This window comes from Paraburkholderia ultramafica (assembly GCF_902859915.1).
Taxonomy (GTDB): Bacteria; Pseudomonadota; Gammaproteobacteria; order Burkholderiales; family Burkholderiaceae; genus Paraburkholderia; species Paraburkholderia ultramafica.
The window spans coordinates 336,125-359,962 of sequence record NZ_CADIKK010000002.1; the positions used below are offsets into that span (position 1 = coordinate 336,125).

The 23,838-nt window shown below is 62.9% G+C and carries 19 protein-coding genes; all 19 read left to right on the plus strand.

What is annotated here, in order from left to right:
• The first annotated feature begins 548 nt into the window (after positions 1-548).
• The 19 genes from HV744_RS03615 to HV744_RS03705 all read left to right on the plus strand — a co-directional run bounded on the left by HV744_RS03615 (position 549) and on the right by HV744_RS03705 (position 23,836).
• Positions 549-1,151, plus strand: coding sequence for a Pvc16 family protein (locus HV744_RS03615; RefSeq protein WP_217469083.1), 603 nt, complete (start codon positions 549-551; stop codon positions 1,149-1,151).
• Positions 1,148-1,816, plus strand: coding sequence for a carboxypeptidase-like regulatory domain-containing protein (locus tag HV744_RS03620; RefSeq protein ID WP_175148167.1), 669 nt, complete (start codon positions 1,148-1,150; stop codon positions 1,814-1,816). The genes HV744_RS03615 and HV744_RS03620 overlap by 4 nt, the downstream gene beginning before the upstream one ends.
• A 12-nt stretch (positions 1,817-1,828) precedes the next feature.
• Positions 1,829-4,084 (plus strand): phage tail sheath C-terminal domain-containing protein, encoded by a 2,256-nt coding sequence (locus tag HV744_RS03625; protein ID WP_175148168.1) that lies wholly within the window; start codon positions 1,829-1,831, stop codon positions 4,082-4,084.
• 31 nt (positions 4,085-4,115) lie between these two features.
• Positions 4,116-4,580 carry a phage tail protein gene (locus tag HV744_RS03630; protein ID WP_175148169.1) on the plus strand — a complete coding sequence of 155 codons (465 nt, stop codon included), beginning with the start codon at positions 4,116-4,118 and terminating at the stop codon, positions 4,578-4,580.
• The gene (locus HV744_RS03635; RefSeq protein WP_175148170.1) at positions 4,577-6,184 is read left to right on the plus strand and encodes a phage tail sheath subtilisin-like domain-containing protein; all 1,608 of its coding nucleotides are present in this window, start codon (positions 4,577-4,579) and stop codon (positions 6,182-6,184) included. Before HV744_RS03630 ends, HV744_RS03635 begins: the two co-directional genes overlap by 4 nt.
• A gap of 133 nt (positions 6,185-6,317) precedes the next feature.
• Positions 6,318-6,797: a phage tail protein gene (locus HV744_RS03640; protein ID WP_175148171.1), complete on the plus strand. Its 480-nt coding sequence runs from the start codon at positions 6,318-6,320 to the stop codon at positions 6,795-6,797.
• A gap of 16 nt (positions 6,798-6,813) precedes the next feature.
• The gene (locus tag HV744_RS03645; RefSeq protein ID WP_175148172.1) at positions 6,814-7,005 is read left to right on the plus strand and encodes a putative phage tail protein; all 192 of its coding nucleotides are present in this window, start codon (positions 6,814-6,816) and stop codon (positions 7,003-7,005) included.
• Positions 7,005-7,661, plus strand: coding sequence for a CIS tube protein (locus HV744_RS03650; RefSeq protein ID WP_175148173.1), 657 nt, complete (start codon positions 7,005-7,007; stop codon positions 7,659-7,661). The genes HV744_RS03645 and HV744_RS03650 overlap by 1 nt, the downstream gene beginning before the upstream one ends.
• A 14-nt stretch (positions 7,662-7,675) precedes the next feature.
• Positions 7,676-8,818 carry a phage late control D family protein gene (locus HV744_RS03655; RefSeq protein ID WP_175148174.1) on the plus strand — a complete coding sequence of 381 codons (1,143 nt, stop codon included), beginning with the start codon at positions 7,676-7,678 and terminating at the stop codon, positions 8,816-8,818.
• Complete coding sequence (locus HV744_RS03660; protein ID WP_175148175.1) at positions 8,815-9,348, plus strand: phage baseplate assembly protein V; 534 nt, start codon at positions 8,815-8,817, stop codon at positions 9,346-9,348. Before HV744_RS03655 ends, HV744_RS03660 begins: the two co-directional genes overlap by 4 nt.
• Positions 9,349-9,359: 11 nt before the next feature.
• Positions 9,360-10,127, plus strand: coding sequence for a hypothetical protein (locus tag HV744_RS03665; RefSeq protein ID WP_175148176.1), 768 nt, complete (start codon positions 9,360-9,362; stop codon positions 10,125-10,127).
• 169 nt (positions 10,128-10,296) lie between these two features.
• A complete protein-coding gene (locus HV744_RS03670) occupies positions 10,297-10,698 on the plus strand; it encodes a GPW/gp25 family protein (protein ID WP_175148177.1) in 402 nt (133 codons plus the stop codon).
• Positions 10,698-13,079, plus strand: a complete 2,382-nt coding sequence (locus HV744_RS03675) for a baseplate J/gp47 family protein (protein WP_175148178.1) — start codon at positions 10,698-10,700, stop codon at positions 13,077-13,079. Before HV744_RS03670 ends, HV744_RS03675 begins: the two co-directional genes overlap by 1 nt.
• Before the next feature lie 62 nt (positions 13,080-13,141).
• Positions 13,142-15,103, plus strand: a complete 1,962-nt coding sequence (locus tag HV744_RS03680; RefSeq protein ID WP_175148179.1) for a putative baseplate assembly protein — start codon at positions 13,142-13,144, stop codon at positions 15,101-15,103.
• A complete protein-coding gene (locus HV744_RS03685; protein ID WP_175148180.1) occupies positions 15,100-17,109 on the plus strand; it encodes a phage tail protein in 2,010 nt (669 codons plus the stop codon). The genes HV744_RS03680 and HV744_RS03685 overlap by 4 nt, the downstream gene beginning before the upstream one ends.
• Positions 17,109-18,545, plus strand: a complete 1,437-nt coding sequence (locus HV744_RS03690; protein WP_175148181.1) for a hypothetical protein — start codon at positions 17,109-17,111, stop codon at positions 18,543-18,545. Before HV744_RS03685 ends, HV744_RS03690 begins: the two co-directional genes overlap by 1 nt.
• A complete protein-coding gene (locus HV744_RS03695) occupies positions 18,542-20,194 on the plus strand; it encodes an RlpA-like double-psi beta-barrel domain-containing protein (RefSeq protein WP_175148182.1) in 1,653 nt (550 codons plus the stop codon). Before HV744_RS03690 ends, HV744_RS03695 begins: the two co-directional genes overlap by 4 nt.
• A complete protein-coding gene (locus tag HV744_RS03700) occupies positions 20,187-21,347 on the plus strand; it encodes a hypothetical protein (protein WP_175148183.1) in 1,161 nt (386 codons plus the stop codon). Before HV744_RS03695 ends, HV744_RS03700 begins: the two co-directional genes overlap by 8 nt.
• 581 nt (positions 21,348-21,928) lie before the next feature.
• On the plus strand, positions 21,929-23,836 hold the full coding sequence (locus HV744_RS03705; RefSeq protein WP_175148184.1) for a hypothetical protein: 1,908 nt from the start codon (positions 21,929-21,931) through the stop codon (positions 23,834-23,836).
• Positions 23,837-23,838 lie beyond the last annotated feature (2 nt).

Consider the following 23,838-nt stretch of genomic DNA (forward strand, 5'->3'; position numbering starts at 1 on the left):
CATGACTGTCGTGAGCGACGATCGATCGACGCGAGCGTCGGACCGGGTTCGGCCATGAGCCGCCATTCGCCCACACCGTCGCTCGGACATTCAGGCGTCGGTTCTACCCAGGAAGCGGCCATTCAATTCGAGACGTTGAACGTTGCTTCATCGGCCACTCCAGACATTCGAGGCCCCTGGTATTCGGCCGATTTTGAATGACCGGTATCAGAAAAATCGAGCGGGCGCTGCCGTTAAAGCAGTGACTGGACAAAATTGTCCATCGTTGGTCCCTCTCTTGGTCCTGCAACACGTGCAGCCAAGGAGCAGGAAGACCCGCTGAATTTTCGGCGTCATCGCAGACAATGACGAGGAGCGTTATTTCAAGCGAAGCCGTTTGGGTGCCGGACGAATTTGTCCTGCCAGCTCGTTACCATATTCAACGTCAACTCGGTCCGAACCCTTGGGTTTGCTCAAGATTCTGCACCCACGGACACTTGGCACGCGGCTCGCTAAAGAAACAAACGATCGTCCCGTGTTGCCTCCGCGACGGATGCCTCAAACTTGCCATGGTCGAGGGTTACGTGCCAGATTTCAGCGTCGTCGCGTCAGTCTCTGAAACGCTGCAAACCGTGCTAAGCAAGGCGGTTAGTAAGCTCGACGATCCGGCGCCAACAGCGGAAATCCATGATCTCCAGGGCAACATACCCACAACCCCGGCCCGATTGACAATCTTCCTGTTCGAAGTGTCGGAGGATCCCAGTGCCCGCAACAAGCCACGTGTTCGCGAGGTATCAGGACCCAACGTCACGCTGACGAAGCCTCCCATGGCGCTGGTCCTGCGCTATCTCATTACCGCCTGGGGGGGAGACCGGTTGACGGAACACCGACTCCTCGCGCGGGCCCTGCAGGTCCTGTACGACGGCGCCATCGTCAGCGGTCCCGATCTGCAAGGCGTCAGCCTGAAAAATAGCACTGAGGTCCTTAAGATCACGCTTGCCCCACTTACGCTCGAGGAGCGGACACGCGTCTGGTTTGCACTAGCGCGGCCGTACCGGCTATCGCTTTCCTATGAGGTCCGGGTCGTCAATCTTGATAGTGAGACGACAGAGTCGCGAAGGCCCGTCAGCAGCCAACATATCGGTGCGGGCTTTGGGGGGGTAGCGTCATGATTCCGGCAATATTCGGCCGAGGAGCGCTTGACAGTATCCGGCGCGTTTACAGCCCAATCGGTTTCCGCCCAATCGATGAGTTGACGGGTGACACGCCGCTCGGCAATGTCACGTGCTCACTCTTCTTAGAAGAGGCGCCCGGCATATGGCGCCTCACCGATCTGCGGCCGGTACAGAGCGTCAGCGGCGTTTTGACATTTCCTGGCCTCGGTCGCAGCGCAGTCGTGGCCGGCGGACTGCCGCGGCATTATCGGGCGGATCTCGATGCCGAGTTCTACCTTCCGTTCTACGCGGCTCAGTCAGACGGGATCGAGTTCGATGTCTTTCCCTTCAACGATGACAATCCGCCCGCTCAGTTTTCCAAGATTCCGCAAACTGTCGTCCTCGTGCCAGCGCCGAGCTACCCGTTTCCGGCCCATCTGCGCGTATTGCGGGGCGTGGTCCGGGACGCTGCCGGCCCGGTCGCGAATGTCGAGGTCGTGCGTGGCAATACCGAGCGAGTGCTCTCCGACGCCCAAGGTTCTTACGCGCTTCCATTGCGCCTAACGCCCGACAACGTTCCGGCGACCATCGACGCGATCGACCATCGCGCCAACCGGCACGGCCAGATCACTATCACGCTCCCGGCCGACCTCGGGAAGAACAATCCCATCACCATCGCCTAGGAGGAAACGGTCATGCCTCAATACTTCAGCCCCGGAGTCTACGTCGAGGAAGTCGACGCGGGCCCGAAACCGATCGAAGGCGTCAGCACGAGCATTTGCGGTGCAGTCGGTGTGACCGCACGGGGACCGACAGCCGGGAAGCCGCTCCTTGTTACAAGCTTTGCCGATTTCACCCGCAATTTCGGTGGCTTCCTGTCACCCCCCGATCCGGCAACCATTGCCAAATGGACAACAACCGACGATGGTGGTCGGTACTGGCAATTTCCTCTTGCGGTCAAGGCGTTCTTCGACAATGGCGGACAGCAGCTTTACGTCAAGCGTGTCCTTTCGAAAGACGCCACTCCGGCTTCAGCGCCGCTCGGCAGCGGCTTTGTAGCGGAAATTACCAAAGACACAGCGAGGGGTGCGACTGTACTGACGTTGCGACACCTGATCAATGTCCAGGACAACAGCCAGCTCACAGTGTTCTGGGGTATCGGCAGATCCGCAAAGGTCAAGGTGACGGCGTTTGACGAAACCAGTGGGACGATAACTGTCGATCCCCCAATCCCCGCTCCGCTTTCAGTCAAGAACGGCGATTACGTGGTGATCTACGACACCACGCAACAGTCGCCACCGGCTGACGCTGACAAGACGGTGTCCTTTTTGGCAAAGGCACAGGGGCAGTGGGGGCATGACCTCAGAATTCGGGTCCGCCCGATCATCGGTGCAACTTATAGCCTGCTTGTCGATCCGAGCATCGCCGCCAACCCGCCTGCGGTCACGACGGTTGCAAAGGATACGGGCGCTGCACCGGTGGATACTATTACCGTGAAGGACAGCACGCCCTTTCACTCTCAGGATCATGTTGTCATCGGCGGAATCGAATATACGATTGATACGGTAACCGCTCCTGACCAGATCAAAATACAGAACCTCAAACTGACGGCGACCATCGGAACTCCAGTCAGGCAGTTGCGGAAGGCAAGCAATGCAACCAAGTCGGTCAGTGTCTGGGGCGGCAGCGCTATCTATGAGAAAGCTATCGTTGAACTCTCTAATCTGCATGGCAAGGAAACCTTCACCGTTGACAAGGTCGAAGGCAATGTCGTTACTCTCTCGAAGGCGCCAACAAAGCAGTACTATGAAGGCCACAAGCTGCGGATCATCGAGGCCGAAGTTACCGTCCAATATGCGCCCGACAACATCGTCGTCACGGAAGAAGTCTTCTCCAATCTGAGCCTCTCCGATACTGGCGCGAATTACCTCGTCGGCCAGGTTACCGGACAGTCTAAACTCGTCGATGTCACGGTTCAGAACCTATCGGTCGGCGAGAATCTTGCCAAGTTTCCTGCAGCGCCAATCAACGGCCAATGGCAAGCGTTGACAGAAAGCGGCGACGATTCGCTAAACACGCTCTCCACCGACGATTTCGTCGGCATTGATGGCGGGAGCGGCAAGCGGACAGGCATTCAGTCCTTCGAGGACATCGACGAAATTTCAATTGTCATTGCACCAGGCATGTGGTCGACCGTCGTCCAATCGGCCCTGATCACCCAATGCGAATTGCTGAAAAGCCGCTTCGCGATCCTCGATCCACGCGATGGCCTGGACATCGAGAACATCAAGGCATTTCGCTCCCCGATCGACACGAAATATGCGGCGCTGTACTACCCGTGGGTTGTCGTTCGCGACCCCAGCGTGTCTCGCGACGTCGCGATTGCTCCGTCGGGGCACATGGCCGGCATCTATGCCAGGGTCGATGATAGTCGAGGGGTATTCAAGGCCCCTGCGAACGAGGTGATCCTTGGAATTCAGGGCCTCGAGCAGGATATCACCAAGCGTGAGCAGGACATCCTAAACCCCCTCAATATCAACGTGCTCCGTTACTTCCCAACCCGCAGCAACCGGGTCTGGGGCGCGCGCGTGCTCACCTCCGACGCGTCCTGGAAATATGTGCCGGTCCGTCGCCTGTTTATCTATGTCGAGCAGTCGATCGATCAGGGCACGCAATTTGTCGTGTTCGAGCCGAACGACGAGCCGCTATGGGCTAGAGTGCGCCAGACCATCACCAACTTCCTCACCACTGTCTGGCGGAGTGGCGCGCTGCAGGGGGGCAAGCCGGATGAGGCCTTTTTCGTCAAATGCGACCATACCACGATGACACAGGACGACATCGACAATGGTCGCCTGATCTGCCTGATCGGCATCGCCCCGGTAAAGCCTGCGGAATTCGTCATCTTCCGCATCCAGCAAAAGACGCTCGACCAGGTCACGGTCACCACGTGATCCCCGGCACCCCAGCCCAAAAGGAGAGACCATGCCTCCCGTCTTCCGTCCAGATCCGTACGCGGGTCACCAATTTGAAGTGGTCATCACCGGAATCAGCACGAATGGTGCCGACGTAAAGGGGTCCTTTTCCGAGTGTTCCGGTCTCGACATTGTGATGGACCCGATTGAGTACCGAAATGGCAGCGAGGACTTCACGGTCCGGAAAATCCCCGGCCTGAAAAAATTCACCAACATCACGCTGAAACGCGGGATCATCGGCGATCTCACGTTCTGGAACTGGATCCTGGAAGGAATGAACGGCAAGGTGCATCGAACTGAAGGCGCGATCATCTTGCTCGACGAGGCCAAGAACGAAGTCATGCGCTGGCAGTTCAAGCGAGGCTGGCCGACGAAATGCACCGGCCCGAGCCTGAACGCGAAGAACAATGAAATCGCGATGGAGAGCCTTGAGATCGCGCATGAAGGTCTGTCAATTGACGGGCAGGCCGGATGAAACCTGTTCAGTATACGGCTCCGGGACTCTACTACGAGGCCATCACGCCCGTAGCCGAGCCGTCCCCGTTACGTTCGGATGTGGCCGGCTTTGTCGGGCGCACCTGGCGCGGGCCCGTGGGCGTGGCAATGCGAGTCACCGGTTGGCGGGAATGCGAACTCATCTTCGGCGGGCTTCAGCCTGATGCGAATACGCCGATCGCACTTCAGGGCTATTTCGACAATGGTGGCGACGTGGCCTATGTGGTCCGCCTGCTAGGGCCCGCGCCAGCTGACGACCCGGACGAGATCGTTGCGTGCGCCACCTGGGATCTGACACGGCCGAGCGGTGCTTCCGAGCCGTTGCAGGACTGGAATCCGCTGAATGCCGGGTTTCAGGCAGTCACCCTCAAGATCATGGCGTCCAGCCCCGGCGCGTGGGCGAACGGACTACGAGTTAGTCCGCGCTTCCGGCAGCAGGGCGCATCCGGAAATGCAGAGATCGATCTGGTCGTCCACGCTGCTAGAGAGGCAGCCGAATACTTGATCGGCATTGATCCGGGCGACATCGTCGATCAGGTGGCCCGGCGCTCCCGACTCATTCGCATCGTCGAGCCCGAAGCGGGTTCCATTGGAAAGGCGCCGGCGGCGCAACCACGTCTGTTGCGCTGGCAGGATATTCTGCTCAGCGGGGGTAGCGACCCGCCCGTGTCAGCGGAACTCTACCAGGCGGGGCTGCAATCGCTGCGGGATGAGCCGGAGGTCGCGCTAGTCGCGCTCCCGGACCTACCGGGCGATCTTCCCTCGGATCAGGTCACGGCAATTCAATACGAAGCGCTGCTTCAGGGAGATCTGGCACACGACCGGGTGGTCTTGCTCGATCTGCCTTCCGCAGATCTTGATGGTCCCGGAGCCGTTTCCTGGTCAAAGGCCATACGCGGGGCCGGGCTCGGCGATGCCTTGCGCTCGGCAGTTGCCTATCACCCATGGCTCAGCGTGCAGGATCCTTTCGGTGGCACAGCAAGACCGCTGCGGTCCATTCCGCCTTGCGGGCACGTTGCCGGGGTGATCAGCCGGCTCGATCGGGAACGGGGTGCCCAATACACGCCCGCGAACGTGACCATGGCCGATGTTATGGATGTTACTGGTGTATACAACCTGGCCGAGCGTGCGGCGCTGAACGAGGCCGGTGTGAACGTGCTTCGCTGCATTTCCGGCCAGGGCATCCAGATCTGGGGTGGGCGGACGTTGTATCCGGATCCCTTCAAGCAAGAGCCAGGTAAGCAGTTCATTGCGCATCGCCGCCTTATTCACCGCCTTGTTCGCGCGATCCGGCGCGTCGCCGAGCCACTGGTATTCGAGTCCAACGGTCCGGCGCTCTGGCTTGCGCTCACGCGGGCGATCACCACGGTGCTGGTGGAAGCGTATCGTGCTGGCGGTTTAAAGGGTAGCCGTCCGGACGAGGCATTCCTGGTCCATTGCGACGCTACAAACAATTCACCCGATGCAGTCGATCGGGGCGAGGTGCTGTGCGAGATCCAGGTCGCTCCCGCAGTGCCCATGGAATTCATCACGCTTCGCGTTTCGGTTTCAGCCGCAGGCTCTCTGGACGTGTTCGAGAAATGATTATGAACAGCATCGGCCTTCATCATTTTGCGCAGAGTAATGCGCACAACGTTGCCTGGTCCGTCGACGGCCGGATCTACCGTTGTAGGCGCCTGACAAGGCTCGCCAGGCGATCAACCTCCATGCGGATGCCATGAGCGACGAATTCACCAACTTCCGCTTCCTGGTCACACTCAATCCCGCGGACGCGTATCTCCCATTCACTCAGGCAGCTTTGCTGCTTCAGTTCCTGGGAGGAGGCTTCCAGGAAGTGAAGGGTTTGGGTGCCGATCTGGAGGTCACACCTTATCCGGAGGGAGGAGAGAGTGGTTTCGTGCACCAGCTCCCGGTTCGGCATTCCTGGACACGCCTGTCGCTGCGTCGTGGCCTGATCCGTGATCCTGGATTGTGGTCCTGGTATTCGGCGGGGCTCACCCAGTCGCTCGGTGCACGACGCGACGGTGCCGTCCTGCTGCTCTCCGAAAACGGGACCCCGGCCATGTCCTGGACTTTTGCAGGCGGTATCGCGGTCAAATGGACTGGCCCGGAGTTTTCGGCAATGCAAGGCGGCATCGCCATTGAGGGTCTTGAGATCGCCCATCATGGTCTGCAGCAGATCCCGCTTCCCTCTTGACGAAAAGGAATTCGTCATGGTGACGATTCAAAGTCTTGAAGTCCGGTTCGACGTCGACGGTGAGAGCGATGAGCATGTCTTTGCCCGGCTGTTCGCGCAGCACATTCGGCGCTGGCATCGGGAGGAGTGCGACCGAAAGGTGCGCGAACAATTGTCACACGCGGAGCGTGCGCTCGGTGACCGCGACCAGACGATGGAGGCTCGGTGATGCCAATTCCGATCATCTCCGCAGGGCAGGGACTTCTCCCCGCGCGACTGGAGATCGTGCGCCCTACTGTTCGAGACAACATTATTCCGCTTCGCTTTAACCCGACCGAATATCAGCTGCAGAAGGGAAACAATTTTTCCGAGATCGCGATCCCCGGTCTGGAATCGCCACCAATTCAGTTTGTTCGCGGCGGCTGCGAGAAACTCAGCGTGGAGTTGCTCGTTGACACCTCCGACTCGCTTGATGATGTGCGGGTCCGTTACGTCGATAAGCTGCGCGGGCTGATGAACCTGAACATCGAGTTGCATGCTCCGCCGATCCTGCGCTTCGTCTGGGACCGCCAGGTCTTTGTCGGTGTGCTTGAAAGCCTCAATGTCAGCTACGTTCTGTTCACGCCCCAGGGCGTGCCGCTCCGAGCCAAACTGAGCGTCGCGATGAAGGAGTATCGACCGGCCGCAGTCCAGGTGAAGGAAAGGCCGACGGCCTCACCGGACTTCGACAAAACCTGGGTCGTGCGCCGCGGCGACACGCTCTCCAGCATAGCCGGGGCTGTCTACCGCGACAGCGGCAAATGGCGCGTGATTGCCGAGGACAATGGCATTGTCGATCCGCGCAGCCTGGCGCCGGGCCGCGTTCTGTCGTTGCCGAGACTATAGCGGAGGACAGGATCATGCCGACTGCTCCATCAACTCGCGAGTCTGGCCTTCCCGCTGTCGACTACTATGCGCCCAATTTCAAGGTCGAGATCGAGGGCCGCGAAATCGACCCGGAATCCAAGGGCGACGTGCTCGAGGTCAAAGTCACGATGGATCTGGAGAACCTCACGAGCTTCGATTTAACCGTGAATAACTGGGACGACAAACGATTCGCGTTCAAGTACAGCGACACGCAGATCTTCGATGTCGGCAACCGCGTGCATGTCAGCATGGGTTATGCCGATGATCTCCGTTTTATGGCCAGTGGGATCATCAGCACGCTGACACCGAAATTCCCGGAATCGGGTCCGCCGACTCTGGGTGTCACCGGAGTCGACGCGATGCTCAAGCTGCGTGACCGAAAACCGGTCGGCTCTGATCAGAAGAAGTTTATGAACATGACCGACTGGCAAATCGCGCAGGTTATCGCTGAGCGAAACCATCTCGAAGTCAAGGTAACGAAGTACGGCCCACAGCAGCCATTAGTAATCCAAAAGAATCAGGACGACGCCAAGTTCTTGATGGAGCGCGCCAAGCGGATCGACTTTGATTGCTACATCCGGATCGACCCGGACAATGGCAAGGACACGCTCTACTTCACCCGTCCGACCGATGCCCGCGACGGCGCCAAGACCCGTATCTATGTGTTCGAATGGGGAAAAAGCCTGATCAACTTCAATCCGCAGCTCAAGCTTGGCCAGCAAGTCAGCAAGGTGACGGTACGCGGCTGGAATCCGCGCACCAAGAGCCCGATCACCTACACGGCGGGCCCTGACGACCTGCCGAAATCAGGCGGCGGCGAATCCGGTCCCGCACTTGCTGCGAAACGATTGAACGACAAGCAGGACGTCGTGGTTGATCAGCCCGTGGCTTCACTGCAGGAAGCACGCGACCTCGCGCTCAGCCTGCTGCGCGAGCGCGCCTATTCGTACCTCACTGGCTCTGGCCAGGTGATCGGCCTTCCGGATCTGCGGCCCGGCGACAACGTCGAGCTGCAAGGCCTTGGGAAGCGGTTTAGCGGCGAATACTACGTCACCAAGGTGGATCACACGCTGGGCGGCAACGGGTATCTGACCCAATTCGAGGTACGGAGTTTGACCGACGGAGGAACCGAATGAGCACGGTCGCGCGCAGCCGTTCCACTGACCAGCGCTATTACGGGGTCTATGAAGGGGTAGTTTCCGATGTGAACGATCCGGGCCATGAAGGACGCATCAAGATAAAGATGCCCTGGTTCGACCGCGAGATGGAAACCGACTGGTGCCGTCTGCGTCAGTTCTTTGCGGGCAATGGCCACGGTGCATTCTTCGTCCCGGAAGTGGGCAATGAAGTGCTCCTTGCCTTCATCCAGGGCGATATGCGTCAGCCGATCATCCTCGGTGGTCTTTACAACGGCGTCGACAAGCCGCCCTCCGAGGATCCGCGCGAGCGGATGATCTGCTCAAAAAATGGCCACAAGATCCGCTTTATTGACAGCACGCCCTCCAACGGCGACCTCGGAGCACTGATCATCGAGGACGCGCATGGCAACCGGGTCACGCTCAGCAACGGCAAGATCGCGCTTCACGCGACCGCGCTGCTGGAGGTCGTCGGCGCCATAGTCACCATCAACGGCCGGGTCGTTCAGCCCGGTCCGAGCCCGATCTGAGGGAGGCATCCTTGGCTGACATTGACATCAAACTGCCAGACGCCATCCAGCAGCAACTCGCGATCCCGCTCTGCGTGGACTTGAGGTTGCCCAAGCCGACTCTGCCGCAGATCCGATTGCCAACGGGAGGCACAATTCAGGGTATCGCCGACCTCACTAAGGGCATTCCCAGCGACTGCTCACTGAACTTCAGCCTGGCGCTCCAACTCGCGCCGATCATGGGGAGCATCGAGTGCATCGTAAAGGTGCTGGCGCTCATCACGCCGCTCATCGATGTAGTCAAGGGTCTTGGCCCACCGCCCGACGGCCCGAAATTGCTGAAGGCGATTCCCGAGTTCCTCAAGGCCGCCGATGCCATGAAGCGGTGCTTGCTGGTGCCAACGCCGTTCGCGATGTTTCCGTTCGTCAAGGACATCTTGGCGCTGATCATCGCCATGCTGCGCTGCCTCGTGCAGCAGCTTCGCAGCATCATTAAAACACTGGGTGAACTGGAGTTGTCGATCGCCGCTGCAACCCGCGCTGGCAACACGCAGCTGCTGTCAGCGCTCCAGTGCGCCAGGGAGAACCAGCAGACTGCGCTCGAAAGCACCATGCAAGGTGTCGAGCCCGTCAAGGTGCTGCTTACACTCGCCCGCCCGTTCCTCGACATCGCGCAAGTTCCGGACATCACCATCCCGCCGCTTGCGCCGACCGCGGATCTCACGGCGCTCACGGGCACGCTGAATACGCTGCAGAGTGTGCTTCAGACCCTGCAGGCGATTGTGGACACGCTGCCATGATCATCGCCAGCGCCGCGCCCCGGACCTTCCGCGGCCAACACGTCAACATCCCGCTTCAGAAAGTGATGCGGGATGTACACACGTCCGTTGCGCCGTTGAAGCATGCACCACTGGCGGTTGTGCCTTCCGCTCCGGCCGGGTTCTATCAAATTCCCGGGAAGGTGTAGCCATGGCAGCGCGCTTCATCGGCACCGGCTGGCCGTTCCCCATCATGCCCGATCCTTCGGGCCGCCTCGCCTATGTCGAAGGCGACGCCAATGTCGAGCAGTCGCTGCGCATTCTGCTGCAGACCGCCCCCGGCGAGCGGGTTATGCGGCCCGATTTTGGCTGCGAGGCGCCGCGCCTGGTGTTCGCGCCCGGCAGCCAGCAATTCATGAGCCTCCTCGAGACGACAATCCGCGAGGCCATCCGGGACTGGGAACCGCGGATCGACGTACAGGACGTGACGGCCGAAGCCGATCCTGTCGATCCGTCGCATGTTACGGTCTCGCTCGCCTATACGGTGCGTCAGACCAATACGCGCATGAACTTGGTGTTCCCCTTCTACCTTGGCATGGTGGAGCGACCCTGATGGCGATCAACCCGATCACGCTCGACGACCTCACCTGGGCGGACTTGACCGACGCGGCGCGCCAGCGCATTCCGGCAGCGTCCAACGGGCGCTGGACTCTGCATGCACCGGTCGATCCCGGCGTCACGCTGGTGGAACTTCACGCGTGGCTGCTCGAGCAGCGACTCTATTGGATGAATCATGTGCCCGACGCGCTCAGTCGTGGCGCGCTGACCCTTCTTGGAGAAGCCGCGCGCGATGCCGTGTGCGCAAGCACTGTGCTCCAGTTCCCCGCGAGCGCGCTGACGTCGCTTGCGGCAGGAACGTCGGTGCAGCTGCGGGACAGCGATCCGCCCCTGATCTTCACGACGCAGACGCCGTTGACCCTGTTGCCCGTCGCCAGCACACCGGGACGCGCGGCTTTACCGCCCCCGCGGCTGGACATCGTCGTGGACGGTATCAACCGTGCCGACGATCTGGTCGCCGGGCGCGACCTGTGCGTCTTTCAATCCGCCGGCGACGAGATCGCGATCACCCTCTGGCTGACTGCACCCCTAACACCCCTGTCCGCCCGGGCCGAGCTGACGCTGCTGGTATTGCTCGATCAACCGGGAAGCGGAGTGCCCGTCCAATGGTCTGCGGACGCGGTCGACGGCATCGCTCCGGCGGCGACGCTGTCCTGGTGGTATGCATCGGGACCAGGTGGTCAGCGGACAAAATTCGGGCCGGGCGCTGTGGCGGACGGCACGGGTGGAATGCGTCGGTCGGGCATCGTTCGCCTCGCCCTGCCGCAGGACTGGGCGGCAGGCTCTCCCGATCTGGCAGGACAGCTTCCCTACACGCTCTGGCTGCGGGCCGAGACCGCTGGCTTCTCCGCGCCGCCCCGTCTCGCCGGTTTGTGGCCCAACGTTGCTATCGCCAGCCATCGCCGCTCCCTGAAGGTTCGTCGCGACCTCGACTGGTTGCCGTTGCCCGGTAACATGATCCGTCTGTCCGCGGAAGAGCAGCCGGTGCTACAGAACGGCTCGAGGATCCGGTTGATGGAACGCGACGGCAAGCTCCACTGGTGGCTGCCGACCCCGGATCTGAGCTTCCATGGGCGCGAAGACCGGGTGTTCGTGGCTGATCGCGCCGCCGGCACCTTCGTCTTCGGCAACGGCGAAACCGGCCGTATCCCCCGCCCCGCAGCGTGGTTTGCCTTGCGAGATCTGATCGACCCGGCCGCTTTGGCGACGGACTGGAAAGGGACCGATGCTGTCTCGGCTTTCCTCGTCTCGCTGCTGTCGCCGACCGGAGTCGCCCGGATTGCCGCCTACGTGGCGAAGGCTGCTCCTTCGCGGCCCGTTTTGCGAGCGTTGCTTGAGGGCCTCAATTCCGGGCTGGCCTCAGCTTCGCTTTACGACAAGGATCGGTTCGGTGGCGTCGCGTTGAGCGATGGGACGCGCGCGCTGGTGGCGCTGAAATCATCAGGGCAGCAGCTCTCACTTCAACAGCAGGAACATCTCAACCGGCTTCTGCTGGAGGATGCGTATCCTCACGTCCTTGTGTCTGGCGCAGCCGAACTGCGGCTGAGCATCGGCGGCGGCATTGCGGGCATGGTGGGCAGTCAGCTCGTCTGGGAAGGGTTGCCGCCGTCGCCGGTTGCACCTGCAATGACGGTGCCCGTGGCCGTCAATCCGGTCGCGGCGATCGACGGTGCCGATCCTGAATTGCTCGCCGATGCCCGACAGCGTGCCGCCCAGACGTTGCGCCGGGTCGAACGCGCGGTACTCGCTTCCGATTTCGAGGCGCTCGCGATCACGACTCCCGGTGTTGCGATCCGTCGCGCCCACGCTGCGGTCGGATGGCACCCGGATTTCCCTTGCCTGCCGGTGCCCGGCGCGGTCACCGTGTTCATTGTGCCGGATGTGCCTCGGGACGGCGCTTCCGCGCCGTGTGCAGAGGTGGCGGCACCGGTTCCGGATGCGGGTGCGGCCGGCGCTGTCGCGGCAAGGCTGGATTCTGCACGGCTGATCGGTTCGGAGGTCTTTGTTCGGTCACCGCTCTATCGGCCAGTGGCGTTATCAATTGATGTCCAGACGTCCACCTCCGCACCCGACACGCTGCGCACGACGGTGGCCAAGCATTTCGCGCGCTTTCTCGATCCGCTTGCAGGTGGTGAGGACAAGGCCGGTTGGCCATTCGGCGAGAAGCTGCGGCCGTCGACCCTGCTGCGGCAAGCGCAGGATGCGATCGGGTATCAGGGTGAAGTGCTGCGTTTGGGTATCTTGCTCCTTGACACGGGGGCAGTGGAGGAGACCTGTAAAGACGTGGAGATCGGCCCACATGCGCTGCCGGCGCTGACGCGGGTGACTACAAGGGTGATGCCAACCCCGGCCGGGACCGTCGGGGGGCTGTCATGAGCAATGTCTGGTGGGGACGGGAGCGTAGCACTGTGGGGAGTCCGCGCGTCCCGGGCGGCGCTGTGCCAGAGCTACTTCCGGCCGACCGTGTCCGGCTACTGGCCGATCTCGACCGCCGGGCCCCGGCCTTCACGCCGGAATGGACCAACCGGCGCCCGGCGGACGATGCCGGCGCCGCCCTGCGCCAGCTATTCGGCGAGCAGCTCGAAGCCGTCACCCAGCGTCTGGACCAATGGCCCGACAAGGCCTTGATAGAGTTCCTCACGATCGCCGGCGTCACCCCGTTGCCGGCCGTTCCGGCCGAGGTGCTGCTGGAGTTCCAGGTTGCAGACGATGCGCCACAGTCGCTCCTGATTGGTGCAGGCTTCCAGGTTGGGGGGCGGCCGCCGGGCGCCGAGCAGCTCGTCGTCTTCGAGACCGAGCAGAGCTTCTATGCCGCGCCGGGCAAAACCGGCGAGGTGTTCACGGTCGATGGCGGAAACTACGACCCTGTCGATCCCGGCGGCCCGTTTGCCCCGTTCGGCGACGGCCGTTCCTCCACTGCAGCCCTGGTGATCGGCCTGACCGGAGACGCCGCGCCGACGCAAACACTCACGCTGGGTATCGGTGTCGCGGCGCCGGCCGGAACCCCGCCGCCTGTCGGTTCCGGCGGCGTTCTGCCGCTGCCGGTGCCACCTGGGCCGGCCCTTGTCTGGGAAATCATCGACGGCGGCAATGCCGTGGCGCTGGAGGTGGTGCGCGACGAGACCGGGGGGTTGATTCGCAGCGGCCTGGTCGAGCTTGCTCTGCCCGGACAATGGCGTCCAGGTTTGCCGCCCGGCCTGGCATCGGCCAAATCGCCCCGCTTCCTCCGCCTGCGCGTGGCTTATGGGCGCTTCACCAAGCCGCCCCAGCTCTCCTTTGTCACGGTCAATATGGCTCGCGCAGTCGGTGCCCGGACGGTACTCGACGAGGTGCCGACCCCAGTTCCGAACACCAACGGGCGCCGTCTTCGCCTGACCCAGACTCCACTGGTCGCAGGGTCGTTGATCCTTGAGGTTGAGGATAATGGCCTGCAGGTCGCCGCAACGACCGGAGCGGCCCTGTCAGCGAGCGGACGGACGCGGTGGACTGCGGTGCCCGATTTGTCCGTCCATGGGCCGGACGATGCAGTCTTCGAGATCGATCTCGTCACCGGCGAGCTTTTCTTCGGCGACGGGCGGCATGGCCGGGCGCTGCCCGACGGCTATCGTAATGTCCACGCCGTGAGCTATCAGGTGCAGAGTCTGTCGCCGGGTCCGGTGGATGCCGGAGAGATCAGCACCGTGGTCACCGCGATGGAGTTCCTCGGCAAGGTCGTCAACCCACTGCGCGCAGGGGGCGGAGGCCCCGGTGAGACCGCCGCGCAGGCGATCAAGCGCGGCCCGCTAGAAATCCGCACGCGCAACCGGGCGGTGGCCGTCGCCGATTACGCCCTGCTGGCCTTGCGGGCCGAAGGCGCAGATGTGGCTCGCGCTTTCGCCGTCGCTGGCCTGCACCCGCAGTATCCCGGGCACCCTATCCCCGGCGTGGTTGGCGTGTTCGTGGTACCACCCGATCGTGGGGAAGGGCAGCCTACGCCGGATTCCGAAACGCTCCGGGCTGTGGCTACTCATCTTGCGCGTGACGCAGCCCCGGCCGGCGTCGACGTCGTGGCGGCGGCACCGCGCTACCAGGCCGTTCGCATCGACGCCGGCATCGTGCTCGAGCCCGGTGCCGATGCTGGTACCACGGTGCGTGCCGTGCTTCAGGCGCTCGATACCTATCTCCATCCGCTAACGGGCGGCGAGGCCGGGGAGGGCTGGCCGTTCGGCGGCGTGATCAGATTCGTGCCGTTGCTCCGCCGCATCTCCCTAGTTGGCGGGGTGCACGCGGTGCCCCGGCTGAATGTTGTGCTGGACGGTATCCGTGCCCTGGCGTGTACCGATGTGCCGATCCTGCCCTACGCGCTCCTCTGGCCGTCCGGGCATCAGGTATTCATCTCCGATGACGGGAGCACATCATGAGTTGCGGGGCGAGCGTTGCTACTTTCCGCCTGCTCGACGCCTTGGTCGGCTGGGATCCCGGTGCAGGGCCGGACGATGTAACGGGCATCGCCGGGCTAGACGATCTCAGCGGGTTCACGTTGGCGCCGGTGGATCCTGGGGCGGCCGACGAAAGCAGTGTTTCGCCGTTTCTCCCGGCTCCCTGGCTCGCTCCCGGCTGCGGGCTTTGCGAATGGTATCTCGCCACACCAGCGGCACAGGAACGCGGGCGGCCGATTCTGTGGTCGCGGCTGCTTCGCCTTGACCCCTGCGGCTGCGATTGGGAGCCGGTCTGGCCGCCTGGCTGCAATCCGCTGCCCAATGCCGATATCGCCGCGATCGCTGTTTCGGATCATCGGATCGCGGTTGCGGATCGCGCTTCTGACAGCATCGCACTCCTGGAGGGCCGGGGCACCCGGGTCACGCGGATCCCTTGCTCTGGCGTCACGGTAATGGCCTTCGGTGTCGCGCGTGCGCTGCTCGTCGCCCGCGCCGACGCCCCGGTGCTGTTACGCTTCGACCCCGTCGGGATGCCGCTGGCGCCATTCAGGGCCGCGCTTCCGGAGCCGGCCGCGCAGATCACGCACATGGCCGCGGGTCTGGACGGTGTGGTCTGGCTGGCGACGCCCGGCGTACGGCCGGGTATCGTCCGCCTGTGGCGCGCAGGCCCCGACGATGCCGCGTTCACGGAGTCGACCCTGGCGGTGCTGGCGGTCTCAGTGCTGCCGAGGGACCTGATTACCGTTTCCGACAACGGGTTCTGCATCTCGCGCATCGGGCAGGACGGGGCCGCGCAGAGCTGCTGTTATTCGCGCTATGGGCGCCGGCTCCCACACGGCAGCATCGGTGCGCCGGCCGCTCCGGAATGGCAGCTTAGCGGTCAACTGCTGACGGGGCCGATCGACAGCGGCTTGCCGCGCTGCGTATGGCACCGAGTGCAGCTCGATGCAGACGTTCCGAGCGGCGCCAGTGTCTCGGTTGCCGTAGCAACGGCGGATCAGCCCGGTGTGCCGCATCCGGCCGACTGGCAACAGGCGCCAGCCGGTACTACCGATTTTCTGATCCAGCAACCGCCCGGCCGCTACCTCTATGTGCGCCTGACACTCGGATCGCAGACAGGGATGACGACCCCGCGGGTTCGCCGCCTTCGCCTCGACTTCCCGCGGGCCACGAGCCTGGACCTGCTGCCAGGAGTCTACCGGCAGAACCCGGAGGCCGCCGACTTCACCGAGCGCTTCCTGGCGCTGTTCGATGCCAGTATTGCAGACCTTGATGCCGCCATTGACCGCGCTCCCGCCCTGTTGGATGCCGGCGGCGTACCGGACGACGTGCTGCCCTGGCTGGCCAGCTTCCTCGGTGTCGCGCTCGATCCGGCGTGGGAGCCGGACCGCAGCCGCGCCATCCTGAAGGCGATCCCCGAGCTCTATCGCCGTCGCGGTACACGGGCCGGGCTCGCGCTGGCCTTCCGTCTGGTATTCGATGTCGAGCCGGTGATCGTGGAACTGGCGCTGCAACGCCGCTGGGCCAGCCTGGGAGGCACCTCGACATTGGGTGCGTTCCGGCTGTTCGGGCGCAACCGGACCCGTGCTCAGGTTGGCCGCTCCGCCTTGGGTGTGACGGTCTTAAAGAGTTACGGCAATCCAGCCACCGATCCGCTGGACGCCCTGGCTTGGCGCATCCGTGTGTTCGTGCCACCGATGCCCGGACGTGGCGCACCTCCGCTGCAACGGATTCAAAGCCTGATAGACAGTCAGAAACCCGCCCACACCATTGCCACGGTGCGCCTGGGCGGCGGCATGGGTTTTCTGCTGAATGGAGATCTCGCCATCGGCATCGACACTGCCTTCTTGCCGCTGCCCGCGCCCGTTCTCGGTCGCGCGGGCAATGTCCGCCTTAACCGTGCCACTGTGCTCCGGCGCAGTCGCTCCGTCTTTGGACAGAGCGCTGCGAAAGGCCTGGTGGTCGGACTGCAACCACTAAACGGGTGATGACGATGGACAACGCACCTAGCTATCCGACACGTCCGCTGCACTGCAGCCCGGACAAGAGTCCTTGTGCACCGGTTCCGGAATTCAGGCGGCTGAAGTACGCCTATGGCCAGCTTCTGGGCGCCGCCGATTTTCAGGCCGAGCAGAGCTATTTCCGCGAAAAGCAGCGCCTGCACAATCGCTGTGTGCACGGTTATGGCGTCGTCTGCGGTCTTCTCGTCCATACCGTCCCGCCGCCGCCCGAGTGTGTCCCCGAGACGGCAAAGGAGGCGGCGGCGCTCCACGAAGCACTTGCCGACGCCATACGCGAACGGGATGCACAGCCAGGCGACGAGAGGAAGCGGGCGCTTGACGCCGAAATCGAAAAGATGCAGCAGCAGATCGCAGCGCATCCCGCAGCGCCCTGCATCGAGCCGCAACCCGTTCAGGTCACTATTGAGTGCGGTCTCGCGCTCGACTGCAACGGCGACGAACTGGTTGTCCGCAGGCCGATCATTGTCGATCTGTGGGAGGCGCTGAGCGTTGAAGAGCGGAAGAAAGCCGAAGGATGTGAGGTCACGCTCTATCTGAGCCTGTGCTATTGCGAGCAGCCGGTGGACCCTTTCCGGCCGGTGATCTCGGACGAATGCGGGGCATCCGCGGATTGCGTCTATGGAAAGCTGCGCGAGAGCGTGAACGTGCGCGTGAGCCTTACCGGGCCGGAACCGGACACGCGCTGTGAGACCTGCTGTACCGCCTGCGAGGACCCGTGTCTGCTCCTCGCCGTGATTTGCGGCTTCCGGCGCGGGTACATGCTCGCGGCGCACGACATCGACAACAGCGTTCGGCGAAAGATCGGTCTTTACCCGTTCACCGTGGTCACTGGAATCAATTGGGTCCACGGCGCGACATATCTGCGCCACGAGGCCGAAGCAATTGTAGGCACAGAGGATCATGAAAGCGGACTGGAGGTTCATCTGTCACGGCCGGTCCGGGTGGATTCGCTGAAGCAGCGCGGAGTCATCGAGCTCTGGCGTATTGAGGGCGGCAAGGGGCGCTCGGGCTATATCACGGAGATGCGCGGGCAATGCCACCCTCTCGAGGAGGTCGACGGGATGGCTCGGGGTTTCCGCTACCGTCAGACGGATCGGGAGGCCCTCGATTACGGCGACCGGATCATCATCATCGTCCGCTGTGCCTTCATTCTCGACGCGTGCTGTCGTCCCGTTGACGGGGCCCATATCGGCGGTCGCGTACCGCTCCTGCCAGGAAGCCGGTGCCCGCACAAACACATCACGCACCATGGATGTGAGACTCCGCCATGGGGATGCGGACCTTGGACGTCGGGCAGCGGTTCGCCGGGCAGCAGCTTCGAGAGCTGGATCATAGTCTCTGAAAAGGACGAGCATCCACCCGAGGGCTATGGACCTCAGGGACATAGAGGAGCTACGTCATGAACGCGCCAATGAGTTCGGCGACGATGCCGATGAACAGGCCCGGCTCGTGCGGAAATCCGGGCCAACTCTGCAAGTGCGGCGGCGGATGCGGGGGTCCCGGTTGCCAGACCGACACCATGGTCCGACCGCGTTTCTTTGCCGGGCAGTTGCTCCTCGAGGATGATCTGCAGTCCATGGAGAATTATGTACTTGCCAAGAACCGCCTGCACAACCGCCGGCTGTTCGGTGACGGCGTGGTCTGCGGATTCGAGGTGCTGTGCCATCCGTGCGGCGGCGGGAAAGTCGTGGTAGAGCCGGGCTACGCGCTCGATTGCTGCGGCAACGATATCGTGCTGTCGTGCAGGGCCGAGCTCGACATCAACGCCATGATCCGCGACCTGAGGCAACGGCAGCTGGGCGGCTATGATTGCGGCGATCCGTGTCCACCCATGGGGCAACACGGAATCCAGTACAGCACGACGAACACCGACAAGAAAGTTACCCGCGAATACTGCCTCTACGTTCACTACTGCGAGCAGGAAACCGATCCCGTTTCCCCCTATTCCCCGGACCAGCCCTGCACCCCGACGGTGTGCGAGCCCAGTCGCATTCGCGAAGGCCTGCGCTTCGAGTTGCGCTGTCCCGAGAAGCCTCAGCCGCCAAACGATTTCCTGGCAGCGCTTTGGTGCTGCCTGGAGGATGTTGTAGGGAAGGAGAAAATGAGCCAGGACGCGCTCACCCTCGAAGGCATGGAGCACTACGTCAAGGAATGGGCCGCCGGGATCAGGCGCACGGGGGTTTCGGCCGCTGATCTACGGGACCGGCTCCTGGCCTTAATTGAACAGTCCCCCCGTCGGGTGGGCTGCAAGCTGCAAGAGAGGGTTCTTGCAGTGAAGCTGCCCTCCACGTCCGAGGTCGTTAAAGGAGAGGCCCATAGGGGTTCCGAAGAGCCGCCGACCGAAGAGAAAGGGGATAAGCAAGTTGCGGACACCCTAGTGTCCATCTTCGTCGAGATTCTCCGGGACTGTGTCTGCAGCGCGGTGATCCCACCGTGCCTGGATTGCACCAATACCGGCGTGCTGCTGGCCTGCCTCAAGGTTAAGGACTGCGACGTTAGTGAGATCTGTAACCTGTCGCGGCGCTTCGTGGTTTCGCCCGCGGCGGTCCGCTACTGGCAGGGCGTCGGCCGGGTTGAACATGCACTACAGCGGGTCTGCTGCATGGACCCCTGTTGCGGACATGTCGATGATCGACAAGCGAGCGCTGAGGACCAGAAGGTCGCCGGGACGGTCGAGTCGCCGCAGCGGGAAAACGTGCTGCCCGCGATCGCGCCATCCGCGCGCCTTGTTCAGGCGGCGGTGCGTGAAGTGGAGCGACTGCAGCCCCCGGGATCAATGGCTGCAGCACAGTTATCGCGGATAGAGAAAGCGTTTGGGATCCTCGCTGGCAAGCCGGAACGGGAGCCTGATCACGATAGACGGGCCGAGAAGGAAGATTCAATAGTCGAGCGCGCAATGGTGCAGATCCGGGAAAAATTTCAGTCTGAACTTGAGCGTGGCGCGAAGGCGATCGAGGACGTCGCTGAGTTGCGGACACAGATGGAGAAGCTGCAAAAAGAGTTGGCTGAGATGAAACGAACGCAGAAGAAGCAGGGAGGTCAGGATGGCTGATGTCATTTCAAGAACCACCTTCTATGAAGGCCAGATTCTCGGTGCTGCGGATCTCCAGGCTGGCGTCGACCACGGCCCTGGGCAACTCGCCCGACACGAGCGCTACCTGCATCTCTGGGGGATTGCGTTCGGCCTTGCGCTCGTCAAGACGGAGAGAACCACGGCCGCTCCCGCGTCCGTTCCCTACGTCGAAGTCAAGGTGGCCGCCGGCGTCGCCATCGACGGCACCGGCCGGGAACTCGTCGTGCCCAACGACACGCCGCTGAGCGAAAGTGAATTTGACCAATTCAACGTCGCCGTCGGCGCAACTTCGACTGACTGGTTCCCCGTGTTCCTCGTCGGCCTTGACGAAGTCGGGGCGCCGTCTGGCGGAGGCTCGATGGGGTGCACTGCCGACCAGGCGAGCCGGACCGTAGAGAGCTTCCTGCTCCAGTTCGGCCGTCCCGGCGATGCCACCATTATCGATACGCAGACCCCGGCGGCGGTTGCAGACGGCCCCGGCAGTGGCGGATGGAAGGTTCTGCTCGGCTTCGTGCAGTGGAACAACACCATCAAGAAGTTCGCTGACGTCAACACGATCGACCAAGGGATCGCCCCGCGCTACGCGGGCGTCCAGGCCGACGAGATTGCAGCGCGCGGCGGCCAGCTCGTGCTGCGAAGCAAATCACGGTCGCAGGCAGGTGCGCCGGCAGTGGTGATCGACGCTTCGACGGGCGGCGGGGAACTGCGTTTCGGAGCGCAGGATGCCGGTGGCGCGGTTCAGCCGGTATTTCGGGTTACCGCGAAGGGCGATGTCATCGCGACCGGACAAATACAGGGGGCTGCGACCCCGGGGAGCGTACAAGTGCAGTCGGGCACGGCGACCGACGGCATCATTCTGCCGCTTCCTCCCGGCGTGACTGAGGATATGGTCGCACCCGGAAAGGCTACGCTGCATGTGCAACTCACGCCGCGCCTGGACGGCACGCCGCCGGACCCCACAGGCAAATGGGCGAACTCTTCGCTCAAATGCTCGCTCGGTGCCGATCGTCGGTTGAACTGCCTGATTCGTTGGTTCAACTTGGCCACCGCCGCACCAATAGTTCCAAAGGATCTGCCCGGCCTGTGCGACTACATGATAGTCGTCTCCGTCCCGGCAGCAGGAGGTCCCTGATGACCAGCTCAACTTTGCTTGTCTACGTTCAGTGGACAGGGCACGTGCTCGCGGCGGCGACGGTCGCCGCACCGCCAGGTCAGGATATACAACCCGCCGCACTGGCCGGTCTGCAACTGCCCGTTCGGTACATAGGCGGATCATCATCCCCAGACGTCGAAGTCTGCGTTCCTGCCGAGGAACTTGCGGTGTTGCCTGTGGATTCACAAGCAGTAAAGATTGATAGCGCGCTCAGCATGGAGGTGAGGCCCGATAGGTCAGTAGCAGCGCTGGGCTCAGTCCCGCTTGCTTCCAGCTTTGTCAAGTTCACTGCCAACAACACACTAACGGTCACGTTCCCTTCCCCCTCCACCGACAAGGCGCTCGTCTGGGCAAGAGTCCAGCCGCAGTTAGTTAGCAATCTGGGGCAGCTAGCGGACGGATCGCGAACGGCGCACGGAGAAGATCCAGGCACCGGAACTGTGAATCTGACAATGCAACCACCACTACCTCATAGCGTTCCTTATTCAATACTTGTCCTCGTATCCGGCTTCCCCCCGCTTCTGTTCACACTCACCACCCCATAGAAGAGCACTCCCGCCATGCCCGACATTCTCATCCGGCATTGTACGATCCGCATCGTCCGGCGTGGCGGCTGGGCTTGGGGCAGGGAGCCGCGGGCATTACTCGACCGGGTTCTGGACCGTCTGCCGGCGCTGATCGCGGGAGAAATGGAGCAGCTCTGGCCTGGGGATGAGGAGCGTGAGATTTCTGCTCCAATACGCGTCCACCTGCCGGTTTCTCTCGCTGGCTTGCTGGCCGCAAGCGACCTCGCAGGCGAAACAGGCTTGCCAGGCTCGGCCCCAAGCCACGAATTGCTCCGAAGCCTGCGCTTGGCGTTACGCCAGGCTCTCGCGGCCGAAATCGATTCTGAAGGCGGGGAAAGGTCTGCGGGCGACGAAACCATCGAGGCCGAGCGACCCGAGCCGGGCCCGCGTGAGATCCGTGCTCCGCTGGAGCCACTCGCGGTGCTCGTGAGCTGGCTTCGGAACGGCCGACTGCAGGCGCGGCTGAGTTCTTTCGCCCCGGATGCGTTGAGCGCCTGGCATGCGCATATCTTCGCCACCCCAATCGTGCCCTCCGCTAACCCCGCAGCCATCGCGGAGTTGGCCGAACGCCTGGCGGAACGGCTGATGGCTCGGCCGCCCTGCACCGAGAGTGACGTTGCCGGGACGCTGCGGCTACGTCTTCACGCGTTTGTCGCGCTCGAGGCGACGATGCCGGGCTGCCTCGGGAGTGCCGTCCTGCGCGACACGGTGGAACGCTTGCTGCCTTGCCACGACATCGGTCCGGTTACCGCGCCGTCTATCGAGGCGCCGACGGTGCCGACGGCCGTCGTCGACGCCGCTGCGCCTCCCCAGGCTGCATCGTCCGCCGCGGGGGCTGCGTCGCTCCCGGCGCTTCGCATCGCGCATCGGACCTTGCGGGGAGTGCCGCAGGAACAGCGGATCGACTGCGCTCTGCCTTTCCTGCTGCTCGGTCCGCTCGCGCGCATCGGTTTTCTTGATACGGCATCTGCCGTCTTCGCGGCAGTGGGCTTGCCAGAAGCGCTGCCACTTCTCGCCGTGGCCTTGGCGTATAAGACCATGGATCCGCCGGCACGCGCGTGGCTACGTCTGCCTGCGACCCGCAAGGCCGCTGCTGCCTGCGGCCTGCTGGCCGAACCGCCCGACGACAACGACATTGTGGCGTTGGCGCGCGCCGTCTCCCGGCAGCTGTCGCCGCTGGATGCGCTGGTGGAAGACTGTCTGCTGGACGGCCACCGACCTGGTACGCCGCTTCTGGTCACGCGAGCTGGTGGTGCAGCCAATGCTTACCTCTTGCTATGGGATGTCGAAGGGCTGTTCCCGATTGCCATAATGCAGAACCTCCTGCCCGTTCTGCAGCGCATGCTGCATGAGCTCGTGCTGATACCGGTCGATGTTGCCACTCCGTCGGTGCTGCACGCTCTCGACGCGGCGAGTATCCGCTTCGTCACCGACGCACCGCCGTGCCGTGGCGAGCGCTGGCGCCGGGTCGCCGGGAAGGGGCGCGAGTGCTGGTGGACCAACGATACGTTGATGGCGGAGGAGCGCCTTGCAGCTGCAGGACGGCGCCTGGCTGAAGCAACTGAATTGGCCGATGCGTCCTGGCAAGCGCTGGGTGTCGAGCGGCCCTCGGTGCCGCGCCAGGCGGGCGACGCCTTCGACCGGTGTGTCACCCTCGCTGCTGGTCTCGCCCTCGGCAGCATCGCCTGGGAGCTCTGGTGGGACCGCGAGCCGACCGCGCCGCCGCTGGCGCTCAACCGTTTCCGCGACCTCGGAGGTTTGATGAGGGTCAATGCCGAAAGCGTCCGAATCCTGCTACCGCTAGGCCGCCGCTTCTTCGATCTTCGCGATCACGGTTTCCTGGACGATGTTCACGACATTCCCTGGTTCGACGGTCGCGTCCTTTGCTTCTCGTCGGGGTAGCA